The sequence below is a fragment of the Blautia sp. SC05B48 genome, from assembly GCF_005848555.1.
In the GTDB taxonomy this organism is placed as follows: Bacteria; Bacillota; Clostridia; order Lachnospirales; family Lachnospiraceae; genus Blautia_A.
Window position 1 is genome coordinate 963,391 of sequence record NZ_CP040518.1, and the last position, 20,032, is coordinate 983,422.

General features: G+C 43.3%; 15 protein-coding genes and 1 other annotated feature. All 15 genes read right to left on the bottom strand.

What is annotated here, in order from left to right:
* Positions 1–150 precede the first annotated feature (150 nt).
* Positions 151–3,483, bottom strand: coding sequence for a TRAP transporter large permease subunit (locus tag EYS05_RS04380; RefSeq protein ID WP_138276686.1), 3,333 nt, complete (start codon positions 3,481–3,483; stop codon positions 151–153).
* Positions 3,484–3,987, bottom strand: coding sequence for a TRAP transporter small permease (locus EYS05_RS04385; protein WP_118514171.1), 504 nt, complete (start codon positions 3,985–3,987; stop codon positions 3,484–3,486). It abuts the gene before it with no gap.
* Positions 3,988–4,073: 86 nt separating this feature from the next.
* Positions 4,074–4,320, bottom strand: a binding site (T-box leader).
* Positions 4,321–4,406: 86 nt separating this feature from the next.
* Entirely contained in the window at positions 4,407–5,804 is a 1,398-nt protein-coding gene (locus EYS05_RS04390) for an alanine/glycine:cation symporter family protein (RefSeq protein WP_110102704.1), read from the bottom strand.
* A 201-nt stretch (positions 5,805–6,005) separates the two neighbouring features.
* The gene (locus EYS05_RS04395) at positions 6,006–7,034 is read right to left on the bottom strand and encodes an alpha/beta fold hydrolase (RefSeq protein ID WP_015525502.1); all 1,029 of its coding nucleotides are present in this window, start codon (positions 7,032–7,034) and stop codon (positions 6,006–6,008) included.
* Positions 7,035–7,236: 202 nt separating this feature from the next.
* The gene (locus EYS05_RS04400; RefSeq protein ID WP_092072068.1) at positions 7,237–7,773 is read right to left on the bottom strand and encodes a nitroreductase family protein; all 537 of its coding nucleotides are present in this window, start codon (positions 7,771–7,773) and stop codon (positions 7,237–7,239) included.
* A 232-nt stretch (positions 7,774–8,005) separates the two neighbouring features.
* Entirely contained in the window at positions 8,006–8,938 is a 933-nt protein-coding gene (locus EYS05_RS04405; RefSeq protein ID WP_118062300.1) for a DMT family transporter, read from the bottom strand.
* A 4-nt stretch (positions 8,939–8,942) separates the two neighbouring features.
* On the bottom strand, positions 8,943–10,034 hold the full coding sequence (locus EYS05_RS17590; RefSeq protein ID WP_227752339.1) for a hypothetical protein: 1,092 nt from the start codon (positions 10,032–10,034) through the stop codon (positions 8,943–8,945).
* Entirely contained in the window at positions 10,015–10,749 is a 735-nt protein-coding gene (locus EYS05_RS04415) for a class I SAM-dependent methyltransferase (protein WP_118625318.1), read from the bottom strand. The genes EYS05_RS17590 and EYS05_RS04415 overlap by 20 nt, the downstream gene beginning before the upstream one ends.
* 146 nt (positions 10,750–10,895) lie before the next feature.
* Positions 10,896–12,869 carry a bifunctional metallophosphatase/5'-nucleotidase gene (locus EYS05_RS04420; RefSeq protein WP_138276687.1) on the bottom strand — a complete coding sequence of 658 codons (1,974 nt, stop codon included), beginning with the start codon at positions 12,867–12,869 and terminating at the stop codon, positions 10,896–10,898.
* Positions 12,870–12,906: 37 nt separating this feature from the next.
* Complete coding sequence (locus tag EYS05_RS04425) at positions 12,907–13,320, bottom strand: EamA family transporter (RefSeq protein ID WP_138276688.1); 414 nt, start codon at positions 13,318–13,320, stop codon at positions 12,907–12,909.
* A gap of 77 nt (positions 13,321–13,397) precedes the next feature.
* Positions 13,398–14,405 (bottom strand): substrate-binding domain-containing protein, encoded by a 1,008-nt coding sequence (locus EYS05_RS04430; protein WP_138276689.1) that lies wholly within the window; start codon positions 14,403–14,405, stop codon positions 13,398–13,400.
* A gap of 9 nt (positions 14,406–14,414) precedes the next feature.
* Positions 14,415–15,053 carry a hypothetical protein gene (locus EYS05_RS04435; protein ID WP_138276690.1) on the bottom strand — a complete coding sequence of 213 codons (639 nt, stop codon included), beginning with the start codon at positions 15,051–15,053 and terminating at the stop codon, positions 14,415–14,417.
* On the bottom strand, positions 15,043–16,773 hold the full coding sequence (locus EYS05_RS04440) for a sensor histidine kinase (protein WP_118625268.1): 1,731 nt from the start codon (positions 16,771–16,773) through the stop codon (positions 15,043–15,045). Before EYS05_RS04440 ends, EYS05_RS04435 begins: the two co-directional genes overlap by 11 nt.
* Positions 16,774–16,801: 28 nt before the next feature.
* Entirely contained in the window at positions 16,802–18,391 is a 1,590-nt protein-coding gene (locus tag EYS05_RS04445; protein ID WP_118062294.1) for a response regulator, read from the bottom strand.
* Between the two features lie 112 nt (positions 18,392–18,503).
* Entirely contained in the window at positions 18,504–19,886 is a 1,383-nt protein-coding gene (melB, locus tag EYS05_RS04450) for a melibiose:sodium transporter MelB (protein WP_118514188.1), read from the bottom strand.
* Positions 19,887–20,032: the final 146 nt, after the last annotated feature.

The following is a 20,032-nucleotide window of genomic DNA, read 5'->3' on the forward strand; positions in this document are numbered from 1 at the left end:
AGCCATATTTCAACAATCTCCTGCCCGACAAATACCGGACTGCTATCAGTATATAATCTTTTTTCCGCAAAGAAAAGAGGCGGTCCTGAAAAATCCTCTCAGAACTGCCTCTTTCCGGCTATTTTATTTTTTTATAAACATATATGAAGATTACTTTGTAAACAGATCTACCAGATCCTGACCATCATCATAGCCCTGTTTTTTCAATTCCTGAACGAACCAGTCATCTACACCGTCTACTGCTTTCTTAAAGGAGTCGATATCCATGTCCTTTTTCTCTGTGAAGGTCACACCGTTTTTGTCTGCCCAGCGTGCTTTGATCTCATCATCACTGGAGCGGTTGATGTAACGCTCATATTCAACAGCCTTCTGACCACACTCGTCAACAACAGCCTGCTGCTCCGGTGTCAGCGCATCATAAATATCCTGGTTGATGCAGAAGAACAGGCAATCATAGATTGCATCCCACATGGAGCAATATGGCTGTACCTCCTGTACACTGGCTGCATCGATGGCGGGCAACGGATTCTCCTCGCCCTCTACCGTATTCTGCTGAAGTGCCGTGTAGGTCTCGGACCAATTCATATTTGTGGCATCTGCCCCCCATCTCTTATAACACTCCATAAGAAGATTAGAGCCGGCTACACGAACCTTCAGATTCTTCATATCATCTACAGATTTTACCTCATGCTTGCTGTTTGTCAATTCACGGAATCCGTTCTCTGCAATACCCATGCAGTGGAGTCCGTAGCCGTTAAGGATTTCCTTCAGCTTATCTCCAGCCTCTCCGTCAAACTTCGCATCTGCATCATCATAGGAATCATAGATGAACGGCAGGGATACCACATTGAAGCGTGGATCAAATGCAGAATAGATCAGATTGGAATGCATGGAGATCTGTACCGGGTCTCCGTTCATCAATGCCTGGATTCCCTCGGACTGATTTCCGTTTGTCAGCTGATCCGCTGCGTAAATGTTAACCTTGACCTTTCCTCCGGTAGCCTTTTCCATGAGTTCACCGAACTTACGTCCTCCGTCAGCCCAGGTGCTTGTCTCTGTTGTGGAGCATGCAAAGTTCCAGGTTGTCTCAGGCCAGTTCAGATCACTGTAATCCTCCACGGTATCTACCGAATCCTCTGTAAACAGATCTACAAGATCCTGTGCATCGTCATAGCCTGCACTCTTAAGCTCATTTACAAACCAGTCGTCGATTCCGTCTACTGCTTTCTTGAAGGAATCGATATCCATATCCTCTTTCTTCGTAAAAGTCACACCGTTGCTCTTCTCCCAGCGGCTCATGATCTCCTCATCGCCGGAACGGTTGATATAACGCTCATACTCAACAGCCTTCTGGCCTGCCTCATCAACAACCTGCTGCTGTTCCGGTGTCAAGCTGTCATAGATATCCTGGTTGATACAGAAGAACAGACAGTCATAGATCGCATCCCACATAGAGCAGTACGGCTGTACCTCCTGTACACTGGCTGCGTCGATCGCAGGCAGCGGGTTCTCCTCACCCTCTACCGTATTCTGCTGAAGTGCTGTGTAGGTCTCGGACCAGTTCATATTTGTGGCATCTGCCCCCCATCTCTTATAGCATTCCATGAGAAGATTGGAACCGGCCACACGAACCTTCAGGTTCTTCATGTCGTCTACTGTTTTTACTTCATGCTTGCTGTTTGTCAGCTCACGGAAACCGTTCTCTGCGATTCCCATACAATGAAGTCCGTACTCACCAAGGATCTCTTTCAGCTTTTCTCCGGCCTCACCGTCAAATTTTGCATCTGCGTCATCGTAGGAATCATAGATAAACGGCAGGGATACTACATTGAATCTCGGGTCAAATGCAGAATAGATCAGATTGGAATGCATGGAGATCTGTACCGGATCTCCGTTCATCAGTGCCTGGATTCCCTCGGACTGATTTCCGTTTGTCAGCTGATCTGCTGCATAAATATTAACCTTGACTTTTCCGCCGGTTGCTTTTTCCATAAGCTCACCAAACTTACGTCCTCCGTCAGCCCAGGTACTTGTTTCGGTTGTAGAGCATGCAAAGTTCCAAGTCATCTCCGGCCAGTCAAGATCACTGTAATCAGCGATGGTATTAAAGGAATCACTTCCGTCCCCGGAATCCTTGGAACTCTGGCTTTCTGTGTCAGAAGACTGGTCTCCTGTATAGGAGCCCTCTTTTGCAAGAGCCTTCGGAAGAGCTGTGGAAACAGCCGGAATATAAGTGATGATCAGAAGAACTGCAACGGATGCAGCGATCATCGGCATAACTGCTCTGGATATCTGCTGAAGAGTAACCTCCAGACCTTTTTTGATCTTGATACTGATGGCAACAAAAAGGTTTACACCTACCGGAGGTGTTACCTGTCCGATCGCAAGGTTAACTGTTGCCATAACACCGAATGCTACCACATCATAGCCCAGAGCCTTACATACCGGAAGCATGATCGGTACAAAAATGTACATCGCAGAGTTTGCATCAATGAAGCATCCTGCGATCAGGAAAATGATGTTTACGATCAGAAGGAAGGTAAACTGATTATGTGCAATGCTGGCAAGAAGTTCAGATGCCGCATTTGCAATACCAAACTTGGTACATACAAAAGAGAACAGAGAAGCACTCGCTACGATCAGCATGATTCCACCGGTTGTCTTTGCAGAATCCACAAGAATGTCAAACAGATCTTTGAGCTTAACCTCACGGTAGATCACCATACCAACAAACAGACCGTAAACAACAGATACGGCTGCAGCTTCAGTTGGTGTAAAGATACCACCGTAAATTCCTCCAAGGATGATAACCGGCATCAGGAATCCCCAGAATGCATCTTTAAATGTATCCCAGCGCTCTTTTGCGGAAGCTTTTTCACGGGATGGCTGAATTTTATGTTTCTTTGCCTCGATCATAACGATGATCACAAGAGCAACACCCATCAGAAGTCCCGGAACGATACCAGCCATAAACATATCTGCAATAGATACGCCTGTGATGGAAGCATATACAACGAATGCGATACTCGGCGGTATGACAATGGCGATGGAACTGGAAGTTGCCATCAATGCCGTGGAAAACGGTGCGGAGAAACCGCCCTGCTCAACCATAGCCGGGATCAGAACTGCTCCAAGTGCCGCAACAGTTGCAGGACCGGAACCGGAGATCGCTCCGAAGAAGCAGGCTACGATAACACATACAATGGCGATACCGCCCTTTTTATGTCCTACGCAGGTATCTACGAAGTTGATCAGTCGTTTTGAAATACCGGCTTTTGCCATAATGTTTCCGGACAGAACAAAGAACGGGATAGCAAGAAGCAGGAATTTACTGATTCCGGAGTACATATTTGTAGCTACGATCGTCAGAGATGTGCCGGAATAAAGGATGGCACATACAGATGACAGACCTAAGCAGATTGCAATGGGAAGTCCCAGGATCAGGAAAACAAAGAAGGAGATAAATAAGATTGCACTGATCATTTATTTGTCCTCCTTTTCATCATCTTTTTTCAGGCAGAAGTCCAGGCAGTACTCAATAAAATGAAGGATCATACAGCCTGCTCCGATCGGCACGAAGGACCAGAAGATCCACTCCGGCCAGTTCAGTACGAAAGTTCTCTTGCCGTTTGCCAGCTGTGTAAGAACTTTGTCCATTCCATACTTAAATAAAATTGCGGAAAAAACAATGCACAGGACCGTGATCAGGATCACAGATGGTTTTTCCAGTTTTTTCGGAAGACGGTCCGTAACCAGTGTCAGACTTACCAGTCCTCCCTTTTCACGGCAGGCAAGTGCTGCTGCCAGAAGTGTGATGAGAACAAACACCGCTACAACAAGCTCTTCTGTAAAAGACCATGAGCGATGGATGACCTTACGGGAAAATACATTTCCCACAGTCAGCACAAGGATCAGCAGTGTGGAAATGACCAGTACGATTTTTTCTACTGCTGCAAGTGCGTTCATGAGTTTTTTGTACACTTTCATACTCTTTCCCCTTTTGTATATTTTTCCGGTTTCAGATCCTTACCCCGTGGTTTAAAATGTTTTTGGATAAAAAAAATCCGTCCCCTTTCAGGGACGGATATAAAATTCCGCAACCACCCTGTTTCTCCATTGAAACAAGCACGATTCTGCAACGTACCGGCATACGCGACTTCTGTAACGGGAAGCACCCGTGAAAACCTACTTACTTGTCTGAAACTTTCGGCTTTCCTTCTCAGGGATGATATTCAAGGCAGTTCCGACGCTGCATCACACCAGTCACAGCTCTCTGAAGACGGTTCCTCTGTCTTTACTGATTCCCTTCATGGAATTTACTTCTGTTATGTGTTAACTCTTTAATGAGCTAAACTAATTCTAACTCTGTTTGTTTTGATAGTCAAGTTTTTTTTTCAAAAACTCCTTCAGGCGTTCTTTCCTTCTCCGGCGAAGTACTCCTTCACAAGCTTTACAACCACACCGGAAAGCAGGAATACTGCGATCAGGTTAGGGATCGCCATCAGACCGTTGAAGGTCTCTGCGATACTCCAGAGAAGTCCGAGATCAACAGTTGCGCCGATGATCGCTACCAGAGAATACAGTACCATAAAAGGCCTGATAGCTTTTTCCTTAAAAAGAAACTCCGCACATCTGGCTCCGTAAAGTCCCCATCCAATGATAGTGGAAAATGCGAAGCAGCACATGGCAACTGCTGTAAAGATGGAAACCCAGTTTCCGTATGTACTGGTAAAACCGCTGATGGTAAGCTCCGCTCCTGCTGCTGCGCCATAACCAACCGGCACCCCGCTGCAGAGGATGACAAGCGCTGTCAGCGTACAGATCACGATCGTGTCCGTGAATACCTCAAAGATCCCGAAAAATCCCTGTTTTACAGGTTTTCTGGTGTCTGCACAGGCATGTGCGATGGAACCGGTACCAAGACCTGCCTCATTGGAAAAAATACCTCTGGAAACACCTTTTTTCATACTCATGAAAAAGCTTCCTACTACGCCGCCTGTCACAGATGCCGGATTAAATGCGCCTCTGATGATAGCGCTGAAAACACCCGGAACATTTTTCCAGTTGATGATAATTACACCGACGGCAAGAATAATATAAAACAATGCCATAAACGGTACCAGCTTTTCTGTAACCTGGCCGATCCTTTTGATTCCGCCAAGCAGGATCATTGCCACAAGAATCGCAAGGATGATCCCCATAACAAGGTTTACCGTAGAAGTATTGTCTGCAGCGATCACATTGTAATTGATCAGTGCAGAATCAATAGCTGTTGTAATGGTATTAACCTGGGTTGCATTTCCGGTTCCGAAAACAGTAAGCACACCAAAAGCGGAAAACAGATATGCCAGCCAGTGCCAGTGTTTTTTTAGACCATTCTTAATGTAATACATTGGTCCTCCAACCAGATCTCCATTGGCATTGGTTTCGCGGAAATGTACCGCAAGTGTTACTTCTGAAAACTTTGTACACATTCCAAGAAGTGCGGAAATCCACATCCAGAATACGGCTCCCGGTCCTCCGATGGCAATAGCACCTGCCACACCTGCAATATTTCCCGTTCCCACGGTAGCAGCTAACGCCGTACAAACAGCCTGAAACGGTGTCAGACTTCCATCGGAAGCTTCTCTTTTCCGAAGCATACGTCCGATAGTAACCCTGATGGCATAGGGAAATTTCCGAATCTGGAGAAAATTCGTGCGGATACTTAAATAAAGACCTACACCAATAATACAGATCATCGCAGGAACGCCCCAGATAAAATTGTTTACAGCAGCATTCACTGATTCAATAACAGATAACATTCTATAATCCTTCCCTTATTTAATTTTGTCTTTTTGGATTGTACGTTTGTCTGTACAAAAAGACGATTCGTTAGATTATATCACATTTTTTGTCGAATGTATAAGAGAAAAGCTTTATAATTTTACTATGATAAAGAAAGAAAGTGAATAAAAGCTGCCAATCCTGTTGTTAAATATGTGATATACCTGTAGTAAAAATACTTATCTGTGATCAATATCATTTTCCGTATCGTCCAGGAATGTAAATATATATCCCCAGTATTTCTCCAGGATCTTACCTCTGCTTCCATAGATCTCATGCTTTGTTCCGATCATATGGATATAATCACAGCTTGTTTTTCCCTGGCGATTGATCTTTCCGGCAAAATTTTTCAGGGCACGGACAGACACCAGATCTTCCGTCTGGGCCTGGATGAGCAGCATTGGTGCCGTATATTTTTTCCATCCGTAGAGACGCAGATACCAGCTCATTTCCGCAGAAGCCCAGAGCCAGCCGTAGGATGGAGACCAGGTCTGGAGCTCCTTATGTTCTGCACGGAGATTTTTGTATCGCTCGTATCTTGGTTTTGATGTTGCGGAGCTTGTCTCAAAAGAACCGCTGCCATCGTAAGGCTTTCGGCCAGCTACATATTCCTCATCTTTTCCGAAAATGCATTTCTCCAGAGCTATGCCGGTGGCTGCCGGCCACGGAACATTATCTGTAAGAGGACGGATCATCGGAGAAGAAAGGATCACCTTGTGAAACCAATCCGGCTCCCAGGCTGCAGCAATACCACCGATGGCACCACCCATGGAATGTGCATACAGGTTAAGTGACAGATCCGGATGTGCTTTCTTTATGTAGCGGCATGCTTTCAGAAAATCACGGATATATCTTCTCCATGTATCGATGTGGACCAGAGACGGGTCTGCGGTAAGGCGATAGCTACGGCCATGACCGCAATGCTCCGGAATATATACATGATAGCCTTCCTTAAGAAAATAATAAGCCACTTCATCATATTTCACTGCTGATTCTGTGAATCCGTGGCTGATGACTACCACACCTTTAGGCATATCAATATCAGACAGATACTGCAGCATATGGATCTTACCTGTGATCCGTTTGCTTTCGTTACGAAACGGATAATCCGCACCTGGTACATAAAGTTCCCTTCTGTGTGACAGAAGATATGGCGTTACGATATTTTTCATGGTTTCTTCGTATTCATTTTCATGTATGATCTGCATATTGGTTAAAAACCTCCCTACTGTATTGCTTTTTTTCTCCCAAACTCTGCTTTCCAAAATCCTTCCATGTTGTTACAGCTGTTTTCTTACAGGATAACAGAATTCATTCCTTCAGGCAATCCTTTTTAGACCATTTTGCTCTTTAATTTCTGTTAAAAAATGCCCGAACATTTTGATATGTACCGGACATTTCTTCTATTATTTAATAGAATCTCACAATATCTTCCACATCTTTACGTTTCGGTCTTGCAGGCTCTTCGGCTGCTTTTCCGATGGCGATCACTGCCACTACCGTTTCTGTTTCCGGAATGGAAAGGATCTCACGGAGTTTGTCTCCGGCACGAAGTCCCATGATCAGGGTTCCATATCCAAGCTCCTTTGCCTTCAGGATAAGATTCTCGTTCTGAAGTCCCAGATCATAGCAACCCCAGCCGTTTCCGAGCTCATTATCCGGTGTTCCGTCTTTCTGAAATCCGGCATGGTTATGTACAAAGGTTGTAACGATCAGGGAGGCATTCTCTGCTTTTGCCTGGTTCATTTCCGGCAGACATTCTCTGCTGACCTTCTCCACCATCTCTTCGGACATTACACAATAATATCTTCCGGTCTGGGAATTTTTCCAGCTGGGTGCTTCCTGAGCTGCCCGGATCACTGCAAGAAGATCTTCTTTTGTGATCCTGCTCTCCGGGCTGTATTTACGGATGGTTCTTCTCTCTTCGATCAGTTTCTGAAATTCCATATTTTTCCTCCTTATCTGTCCGGTGCAGGATCTGCTTCCGGATCCTGCAGTTATTCCGGCACGGATTTATATGTTCACATTTTTTATGGAACTATTTTAACACAATGCCGTATTGAAATCAATTTCGGAGCTCCGGCATCGTTACTGTTCATTCTGCGACCGTTACTGTTCGCTCCGTTCTCAGTAACACACTTCAAAAAATATTGCCTGGGAACAATAACTGCAATACCACTTATGAAGATTTTTTTTGATTTACCACATAAATTCCCACACAGACAAGAAACAATGCGATGAGACTTCCCATATTAAATGCCTGACGTACCTCTCCCAGAACCAATGCAGACAGGATCACACTGAACAAAGGATTTACAAAGCCAAAGATCGCTACCCTGGATACATCGTTCCAGGCAAGCAGCACTGACCACAGTGTATAGGCCACCGCAGACACCATTGCCAGATAAAAGATAATCCCGATACCGGCAGCATTTACGCTTCCGAGATGTCCTCCCATCCCTTTTCCGATCAGGAACAGAATGATCCCGCCCATGGTAAACTGCGTTCCGCTGAGTACCACCGGAGATATCTTTCTGGAAAAAATATTGATCAGCACCGTGGACATTCCGTAAGAAAACTGCGCGATCAGAATAAATCCTTCTCCTGTAATCCTAAAACCTGCATCCAGAGAATTTCCCATAAGATTGATCACGACCACGCCTGCAAAACCCAGGATACAGCCAAGCATCTTTCGCCCGGTCATTTTTTCCTTGTGAAAAACAAGGCAGGACAGCAGGATCGCAATAAAATTCCCAAGACCTGTGATAATAGCGCCTTTTACACCGGAGGTATGTGCCACACCTATATAAAAGAAGAAATACTGACATACCGTCTGAGCCATACATACCGGCACCGCATATTTCAAAACAGTCCGATCGGGAAGCAGAACCTTGCGCTCACGCAAAGATGCAAAGATCAGTACAAGGATTCCTGCCAGTGCAAAACGCACTCCTGCAAAAACGATCTGACTTGCCGTATCTGCAGAATCCATCTGCATCAGACGGTATCCTGTCTTGATCAGCGGGATCGCACTCCCCCAGAGAAGACAGCAGACGCAGGCAAGCGCTGCCACCACCCAGGTTTTTTTTAATATTGTTTTTGTTTGTTCCATTTGTTTATTCTCTCTTTCTCAAAACTTCTTCCATCTGACTGATCACAGCTTTTATTTCATTTATTGCACTGATACTTACGTCCCGAAAATCAAGCTTTTTCCCCTTTCCGTATAATTCCGCCTCATAAGCGCTGGCTTTCTCTTCATCTTTGTCCTTGTATCGGGCTTTTCCGATCAGCCAGGCACTGGAATCCGCACAGTCCGGGTATTCCGTATTTCCCCGGATCAGAAAATCCTCTGAAGCTTCCGTCAATGCTGTTTTCAGTTTTTCTGCTTTATCCAGAAATTCTTCCGTTGTCTGCGGATAATGTTCTTTTATATAGAGGAGATTTTTATGAATACAGGTGGCACTTTTTTCCATTAGTTTCCGTTCTTCCGGATCTTTGAAATTATCATATTCCCCAGGACGGACTTCCCATCCGCGGATGGATTTGCTTAATTCCATCAGCCAGTACACATGACGGGAAATATCGTCCGGAAACATAAAATACGTAGAAAATTCATGATCGATCATAGGGGCAAGACTTATGATCACGCCATCTTTATCACAGAGAAATGCTATATTTTCATAATGATAATTCTGGTCTCCTTTCAGGACAGAGATCAGTACCTGCATGGCAAGCTGTTCCGCCATTTCCTGATGCTCCTGAAAAAAATCAGCCTCAAAAATATCTCTATAATCATAAAACATCTGGCAATAGTTTACATAATTATCTATATCCACCTTTTCATCCGGATATTTCCGAAAAAATTCCAGAAGATTCAAAAGGTTTTCCCCTTCTTTATATGCCATGGGTACTGTCGTTCCGTAGTCAAGATATTTTTCATTTGCTGCCTCATACCCTTCACAAATGGCCAGTTCATATCTGGGCGCAGGCATGAAATATTCATTAATGATCATTGACCAGAATACCTCTGCATAAGCATACAGTGGCGTGGAAAATGGTTTGGATTTCGTCAGTGGCTTGAAGATCATATTTCCCGGAAATATAGGGAAATGTTTTTCCCCGCTTACCACGCCTACAGCTTCAGCCTTAAGGTTTCCGATTCGATTTTTGTATTGATAGTGTCTGACTTTATAATACATAGCAGTCATATCGTATTGCCTTCCCCTTCAATGTATAAGACGGCTCCCGGCCGGCAAGACATTCACTTTTCAACGGACGCTTGACGATGATCTTATCCGGATTTGCTCTGATAGCTGCATCAAAAAGATCCTTTTCCCCGGAACACGGTGGTTCCAGCTTCTGGATCAATTGAAGTTTCTTGTTGATCAGGCTGGATTTCTGTCTTGCCGGAAACATGGGATCCAGATAGATCACGTCTACAGGATCAAGAAGCTTTGACATACCTTCTACACTGTTTCCCTCGATCACCTTCATACGACCGGCAATATCTTTCAGATCCATATTTTTCCTGGCACGGCGAATGGCATCTTTAAGAAGGACTGCGATTACCGGATTCTGCTCGTACAGCGTCACTTCATAGCCCTGGGCTGCCAAAAGAAAGGCATCCTCACCCATTCCTGCCGTAGCATCGATGGCCTTCCTGCCCTCCTTATCTGACTTCACCGCCTTCACCAGCATCTCATGCTGAAGTCTGCCTCTGGTAACTCTGTGAAGCATCGTCTCCACAAAATCCCCCTGATAGGTCAGCCCGAAACCGGACAGCGAAACGCCCCTGGAATCAAACCGCACCGTCAGAAAATCTCCCGGCTTATCCTGGAGCTGTGCTCCGGTCTTCCTGCAAAAAGCTTCCGCCATATCTCTCTGTCCGCCCTTTCCAAGACAGACTGCGATTTTATCATTCATTTCCCGATTCTCTCTTTCATGACTCTTTTTCATAAGCTCTTTCATTCTACAATTTTACAAAAGAAATTGCAATTCATCTCAAATAAAAGCTGTCGCTTTGCAATCTATTAACCGCTAAAGCGACAGCTTTCTTCTCAGCCGTATATTTATTTTGAATTTTTCTTTCCTTTTCTGACTTTGATCCTGCGGATCATCCTTCGGATCAGAAATACCACAAGCACAATGATCACTATAAAGATCAGACAAATACCTGCGATCATTGCCGAAAACTTATTCGGCTGCTTCACCAGATCAATGATATTTCTGCTGTCCTCCACAACCTTACGTCCATGTGTCGTCTCATAATATTCCGGCACATTGGCAATTCCGTCGCCGTCTGTATCCTCAAAGGACTGCATATATCTTGCGATCGCATCCCAGGCCTTTAATTCCCTGTCACCCTCCATGATCGCCTGATCTTCCAGATTTTCAATGGGATTCCCATCCCTGTCCTTCGGTTCAAGAGACAGCAGTCCATAGGACATTTTCGTCACAGAACCAAGCATCTGGCCGGTATACAGATCTGTCACAACATGATACAGTTTGTCATCCTGGATCTCGATCCGCTCTCCGTCTGCCCTGGTGAGATAACAATCTGTCACCTTATTCAGGATCATCCGATGTGGATTGTATGCAAAATTCAACCCACTGCAATATAACCTTGCCGTTGTCATAAAATCCGATACAGAAGCGTCCACCTCCGCTGCCAGCTTCAGCTCCTTTCCGGTCAGGTATGCACTGATCAGCGGATATCCGGCAACACCGTCCTTTCCGATCCCCAGTGAAAAGGAATTAAAAACATCCTCTACTGTGATATCGCCCTTTGTGTATGTATCCCGCACGGTTCCGCTTGGAACAACGGCTACATCAACCGGATCACCATCATAATACTCGGAATTCTCCACTGCATATATGTATGCATCGGATATGATATCACCAAGATTCAACTCTTCGTGTATCGTGCCCATTTCTTCCAGACTGTTGAATTCAACATCATTTTCAGCAAGAACCTCTTCTCTTGTATAGCCAAAATCGGCAAGATAATTCTTATCCACCGTATCCATCAGGGCATCGATCTGTTCCTGTGTCGCCTGGTCCGGTTTTACCTCCTCAGAAACAGGGATCAGCTCATAGGATGTCAGCTCCCACCGTCCGTCCTGCTTCTGTGTCAGGGAAAGTGATCCCAGATTTCTTCCGTATTCACCGCAGGATACGATATATGTGTTCCCATGCTGAATTGCCTCTTTCAGCTCTGAGTGCGTATGTCCGCTGATGATCAGATCGATATCCGGCACCTCTTTTGCAAGGATCTCATCCTCCGATTTGTTCTCATCCTCCCAGGTTCCTCCATGGGACACACAGGCGATCATATCCACTTTTTCATTTTTTCTGATCTCTTCTACCGTCTGTTTTACGGCCTCAACCGGATCCTTGAACTTTAATTCACAGGTCGGTGCACATTCCAGGGCATCCTTACCGAACACACCGACTACTGCAGCCTTTACATCTCCCTTTTGAACTACCACATAATCCTTCACACCGTAGGTTTCAAATGCTGATCGGATCAATTTCTGTCCATCACTTAATCCGGACTGCTCCATGCTGTCCCAGTCCACATTGCATACCACCAATGCCGGTACTGTCTCACCGGAATCCTTCGCAGCCTCCAGCATATTTGCCAGTCCCTTTGAACGATAATCATATTCATGATTCCCCAAAGTCGTCACATCATACCCCAGACATCCCAGCATTCGAAGCTCTGCCGCCTCCGTATCGTATACGGTCTGGATCAGGGTTCCCATGGAAAAATCACCGCCATCCAGCACCAGGGTGTCCGGATCTTCCTGCTTCTTTTCATCAATCAGGGTTTTGATCCTTGCAAATCCGCCAACCTCTTTTTGTTCTCCATCTACGATGGTTGAAAAGCTGTTCAAATGCGAATGTGTATCATGGCTGAACAAAACATCGATCTGTTTTGTCTCGGCTGCTTCCACCGGAACATTCCATGTAAAGGGAAGCAGTAATGTGGCAACAAGCATGATCACCAGAAGCCTTGCTGAAATTTTCGTTCGTGTTTTCATAACCCTCTCCTTTTGTGTATAGTTTTCTTATGCCTTTTTACAAAACCATCAATAATGTTCCCATACCAATCAAAATACATCCGATCAGCGATTTTGCTGTAAATTTCTCGTGTAAAAAAACAAATGCCAGTACCAGCGTGATCACAACACTCAGCTTGTCTATCGGCACAACCTTAGATGCATCTCCTATCTGCAAAGCACGATAATAACATAACCATGAGGCACCTGTTGCCAGACCTGAAAGTATCAGAAACAGCCAGCTTTTTTTACTGATCGCAGTGATTCCACCTTGTGTATTTGTGAGAAAAACCATTCCCCATGCCATGACAAGCGCCACCATCGTTCGAATCGCTGTTGCAAGATTCGAATTAACACCGGTAATACCTACCTTTGCCAGTATGGATGTCAGCGCCGCAAATACAGCAGACAGCAAGGCAAACACAAACCACATATTATACCCCCTTCTTGGCCCGCCGCTTAGTGCTCCATACACCTAAAGCGGGGAATACTTATTCTGCATTCATCGTATCATTTTTCTTCTGATATGTCACTATTAACAATTTCATAAGGCATACTGTACCAGATTTTATCATATTTATCTATAACTCCATTTAAAACAGATTTCATTATCTCATAAATTCTTGCAGCCTGATCCTCCATATTGTTATCCACAGTTCCATAGATTTCCCCGAGTCGGATCTTCTGATTCATTTCCTGACTGTTATTAATTCCAATAATAACCGGAAGTTTCATCTGATGTTTTTTATAATAATCATAGACCCCAAGTGCCATGTCATCATTGTTGCATACGACTGCCTCCGTATTCCGGATCGTCTCTTCATCCAGCTTCGCAAATTTTTCCAGGGCAATCTCCCGTTTCCAATCCGCAGTCAGGTTTCCCAGCTGCTTTAACGGCAATTCTCTTCCTGACTCCAAAAATCCGTTAGTTCTCCGAATCGTATCATAATGAGACTCTTCCCCCTCAATCAATATGTAGTCCAGCTTTCCGTTTTGATTCCGATCCACGCTCTGCTTCTGCTTATCCCAAAGCTCCTTCAGCAGCTTTCCCTGTATCTCTCCGGCAGCTTTTCCGTCTGTTCCTACATACCATACATCCTTCACGATCTGAAGATCCTTCTCGGCAACTTCACGGTTATACAAAATGACAGGGATCTCCTTCTCCTCCGCTTCATTCAACACACTGGCTGCTGATGCAGGCTCTACCAGGTTAACCAACATGATATCATACTCCTGCGCATACATATACTGCAGCTGTTTTTCCTGTTTCTTATTTTTCCCATCTGCATTATAGATTTCGTAGGATATTTTCCTTCCTGCAATTTCTGTTTTTTCAATCATATCCTGCAAAGTCCGTATATATTTCTCCATAAAGGTATCATTCAGATCATATACCGCAATTCCCATGTGGATATAACAGTCTTCTCTCTTTGGTAGCTTCCATGCCACGATCAGACCTGCCATCAGCACAAAAAGACCTGCCAGTATAAAATTATATTTTTCAGTTTTCCACTTCATCTTCTCCCTCTACCTTACAAGTAATGCATCCAGACTGCCCGCTTCCAGAATTTCCCGATCAAGCTTTAACGGCTGCAGAAAGATACTCTCCATCTTTTTTTTCTTTCCGTAAGCTTCTATCATCTGCATACATTCATAGCCAAGTCTGTATGTATTTTCCATATAAACCTCTTTCTTACGGCCACTTTTGATCTGTCCCAAAACAGTTTCACTGATTGGCATACTGTATGTTTCTTCTTCCTGTTCCCTCCGCACAAATGCCGCATAATGCAAAAATGACTCCTTCATTGTATCTGTAAGTGCCAGTACTTCCTTATATTTGTAACCATTCTGATTTTTTTTCAGATAAAATTCCGGATATACCAGAAGAATTCCCATGCTTCGATTCTGCTTTTCCTCTTTCACCAGCTCTGCAAAACTTTTTTCGGACATCTGCTTTTTGTACCAGACATCCAGCTTTATCTGATGGTCATAAGCATAATCCCGGACTCCCTCCTGGACACTGCTTAAATCTTCCTGTGTGTTTTGTGGCAGGACGATGGTAATTCTGCTTTTTTCTGCCCTATGATTTCGCACTGTCATATACCGAAAGGATATAAGTGCGATCAGAACCAGAATCAGAATGATATGTTTTTTCTTACTGCTCATCCATTTCCTCCATTTTCGGGATCGTGATCGTGGCAACGGTTCCCTCATCCAGTTCACTACTGATCGTAATTCCATAATTTTTTCCATAGATCAGCTGTATCCTCTCATTTACATTGCACACTCCGATTCCGGAACCACGTTTGCTGGATACTACTTTATTGTGCATGATATAATCTATTTTTTCCTGTGTCATACCGGGTCCATTATCTGACACATCGATTTTAATATCTCCATTCTTTTCATAGATCCGGATCTCGATTTCTCCATCCTCATACATTCCATCCATTCCATGATAAATAGCATTTTCCAGCAATGGCTGAATAGATAGCTTGGGGCAAAAATATTTCAGCAGTTCCGGATCTGCGTCCACATGAAATTCAAATTTATCCTTGAAACGAATATTCTGAATGGCCAGATAGCTGGAAGCATGTTCCAGTTCTTTTTCCAGAGTGATCATATCTTTTCCCTGACTTAAGGAGATCCGGAAAAATTTAGCCAGAAGAGAGACCATCTCCCCGGCACCATCATATTCTTCACTTCGGATCATCCAAATAATGGAATCCAGCGTATTATACAAAAAATGAGGATTGATCTGTGACTGCAGAAGCTTCTTCTCCATCTTCTGCTTTTCTCTCTCATTTCTGCGTATCTCTTCCATTTGCTCCTGAAGCTTATCCGCCATAATATTAAAATGTATACTTACATTTTTCAGTTCGCCGATTCCTTCCTCTTGTGCTCTGGCATTATAATCGCCTTTTCCGAATTTTTCCATTGTCCGAAGCAGCCTGTAAATCGGATTTGTAAAATTGTGAAACACAAGAGTATCAAGAAAGATCAGGATCACTCCGATCAGAAGGAGTATAAACCATACAAGATAATGAAGATTATGGCTTTCCAATACCAGACTGTCCATGGAATTTACAACCACCATATTCCATCCTGTGTAACCGATCTGCTGACCCTCTATCAGCCACTGCTGACCATCCGCCTTTTCTATCCTATAATTTTTGCAGGACAATGCAGACTCTACGGTCTTTTCTTTATATAATCCGGATGCGATCTCTTTATCAAAAGGATGATAGAGCATATTCTTCTGATCATCCAGCAAATAGCAATAAGCTGATTTCTGATTTCTGTAATGCGACAGTATCTCATCCACAGAATCTGTATAATACTCCATCAGAAGAATTCCTGATCTCATATTTCCATCCTTGATATATTCTACATAACGGCTGATCTCAAATACATAACTATCCTCCTGAGGACGTACCAGTCTCCGCCGTCCGTAACTGATCGTCTCAATATTCTCCTTTGCCTGTAAAAACCAGGCCATCTCTTTCGCATCCTCTTGTTCTGCAAATGTCCCTGAATGCCATATACTTTCTCCGTCTATATCGTATAAGGCAAGTCCATACAGACACTTTTCTTCAAGAAATATCTGCTGTTCCATTTCCTCCGCAAACCTGGCACTGTCCACATCATATTTCTTTATATTCTGATAGTAGATCCTGTTGATCAGTACATTGATATTTTCAATCTGTGTCTCCAGACTCTGCGCCAGAAAATCCCTTTGCTTTCCTATTTTTTCTATGGCATCCTTCTGAAAATATGTTGAAAAATAGTAGGAAAACAGAAGAATACAGCTGATGATGCAGGCTGCAATGGAAGCAGACATAACCACCGGAAAAATGATACGGATACTTATCTTTTTATTTTTCATTTTCAGCTCCTTGTATATTATTGCCGATCTATGTATCTGACTGTGCAGATTTTCTGTATTTTACAGGTGAGATTCCACAGTTTTTTTTAAATACGTAGCTGAAATAATTTGGCTCCGGATACCCTACCATCGCTCCGATGGTCTGACTCTTATAATCAGTCTGCAAAAGCAGTTTTTTTGCTTCTTCCATACGTCGACTGATCAAATAATTAATGAATGTACCTCCTGTTTCCTGCTTGAATATTTTCGAAAAATAGGAGGTACTAACATGTAACTCTCCACATATCGACTCCACACTCAGCTCCGGATTCCGGAATTTTTTTTCCACGATCTTCATTGCATTTTCTGCCAGAACCACATTGTTGTCAATCTGTTTTTTCTGGATCAGTGATCGTATCAGAAGGCAGTAATTCAAAAGCCAATGATCTAATTCTTCCCCCGTGCTCAACGAAAGGATCTTCACCGCCATCTTTTTGGATCCCGCAAATTCTGCGTCTGATGTAATCTGGTATTTCTTATAAAATCTGGCAACAGAAAAAGAAATTTCCAGAATAACGATCTGATATTCATTCAAATTATAGTGACCCTTATGCAGCCATGCGATCAGATCACCGACCTGTTTTTTCAATTCTTCTTCCGTACAATATGTGATGGATTTTCCGATCATTTCCACCTGAGAGTTCCAGTCCTCTTCCTCCTGCTGCGGCATGATATCGTTATAGTAAGTATAGCTCTCCTCCGGCAAAACAAGATTATAATCCAATGCTTCTGCTGCCTGAGCATACAACGCCGGCATATCTTTCAGATTCTCTCCGCTGTTGCTGATCCCGCAGGAAATCCTCGCTCCGAAAATACGCTGGATCATAACTGCTGTTTCCTGGATACTTCGTGTGATCTTCCCAATCTCATGTCTCTTGCTGCCACCAAGGAGAAATACTTCTTTATCGCCCATACCAAATTCATGAACGTGTGCAATTTTTTCCAGTGCTTCCTTCAACGTTTCCTTCATTGACAGTTCGCTGAGAATGTCCTTCTTCCCTTCTTTTCCCACTTTTACTGCTATAACTGAATACACCTGATCCGAAAGATCCAGTTTCAGATTTTTTATCTGCCGCCTGCATTCCTTCTCCTCCATAACCTCTGTCATAAGCCTGGAAAAAAACTGCTGACGCAATAACGGCAAGCTCTGTGTATATGCATTCTCCAGCCGGACACGGTTTATTTTTTCATTATATTCTTTCTCCAGTTCCTGATACATTTTTATGAGCAGACGTTGCATCTCCTCGTAATCAATGGGTTTCATCACATATTCCGAAACTCCATAACTGATAGCCAGACGTGCGTATGTAAAATCATCCCATCCGGAAAACAGGATTACCTTTGTATTCATATAATTTTCATGGATATTCTTTGCCAGCTCCAGACCATCCATGAAAGGCATTTTTATGTCACTGATCACTAAATCCGGATGAAATTCATCCATCATATCAAGCACTTCTTTTCCATTCTGTGCTGTTCCAACTACAGAGAATCCAAGGCTCTCCCAGTCTATTCCCTTCTGCATTCCATATAGGATATTCGGTTCATCATCTGCCAAAATAATACTAAATACTCTCACACTCCATACTCCCTGATGTTTTACTGTATTTTATGATAGCATATTATCAATATACATAAAATACAAAAAATCCCCTGTTTATTGTTTTCACAATTAAAACAGGGGACTGCTCTTATTTCTCTTCTGAGCCGTTCAGTTTCGCAACAACTTTTTTCATAAATTTATCATCTAATTTATATTTGCTCTTAAATACAACATATGCAAGAATAACTCCGATAGTCGGCACTACACACATCAGAACACGAATAGAATTCTGTGTTGCAAGTGACTGCACTGTGTTCGGAACATATCCTGTAAGCTCCAGTACAAATCCAATAGCCAGCGCTGTAAATGCTGCTGTCAATTTTACGATCAGGGTCTGCAGAGAGAATACAACACCCTCGTTTCTGTTTCCGAGAACATATTCTCCATAATCCACAACATCCGCAAGGAATACCGTTGCACATCCAAGCTCCAGACCGGTTCCTGTCTTAACAATAATACCAGCAATCGCTGTCAAAACAATATTATTCGGACACACAATTCCTACCACCAGAAGAAGAATCAATCCGATCGGTGGCAACACACACGCAAACAAAAACGCCTGCTTTCTGGACAAGATCTTTGTTACCTTCGGGAAGATCAGAAGTCCTACAACCTCTGCAACAGATGCACTGATCATAAATGCAGATAACATTCCGGCATTGTTGCATACATAACTGAAGTAATAGGTCGCAACTCCCATGATTGCCTGAATTGCCACATTATATAAAAGAATCAGCAATACTGCCCATCTTAACTGGTCATTTTTTCTGATGACTGTGAAGATGTCTTTAAATTTCATTTTTTCTTTTTTCTCAACATCATGCTGGATCTTTGGCAGATTCAGTACACATACAGCCATTGTAAAAATAAATGTTGCTGCAATGATCAAAGCAAATCTATGATATCCTGTATAATCACCGCCAAGACCTTTGATGATCTGTACTCCAAATCCGGCAATGATCAGTGACTGTCCGATACTTGCAAAAATTCTTGGCAGTACGGATACTTTTTCACGCTCCTGAGGATCAGATGTAAGATTCGGGATTACTGACCAGTATGGAATGTCCATAATTGTATAGGTCATTCCCCATAATACATAAATAACAGATGCAAAAACACAAAGGCTTACGCCTGATAAATGAAAATCTGTAAATACAATTACAAATACAAATGCGTTGATCAACGTTCCGATCACCAGCCACGGTACAAATTTGCCAAAACGGCTTCTTGTATTATCAACAACCATTCCCATGAAAAGATCATTAAACGCATCCCAGATCTTTGCCACGAAAAACATGGTTCCGATAAACGCCGGCGCTACTTTAATGATATCTGTAAAATAGATCATGGAAAAAGTTGCTATCATTCCATAGATCAAATCCTTACCCAATGCTCCAAAAGCAAACGAGTACTTTACTCTTCCAGGAATCTTACCCTGGTAAACCACACTGCTTTTATTGTTATTATCCATTCCTCTATCTCCTCTTTTATGCCCTTTCTTTGTACACATTTCTTTACCGTGTGATAGTTTAGCATTTTGGGATGGATATGAACATTTGATATTCTATTCAAAAAATATGATTTTTTGTTTTTAACTCTATTTTTCGAACAATTTAC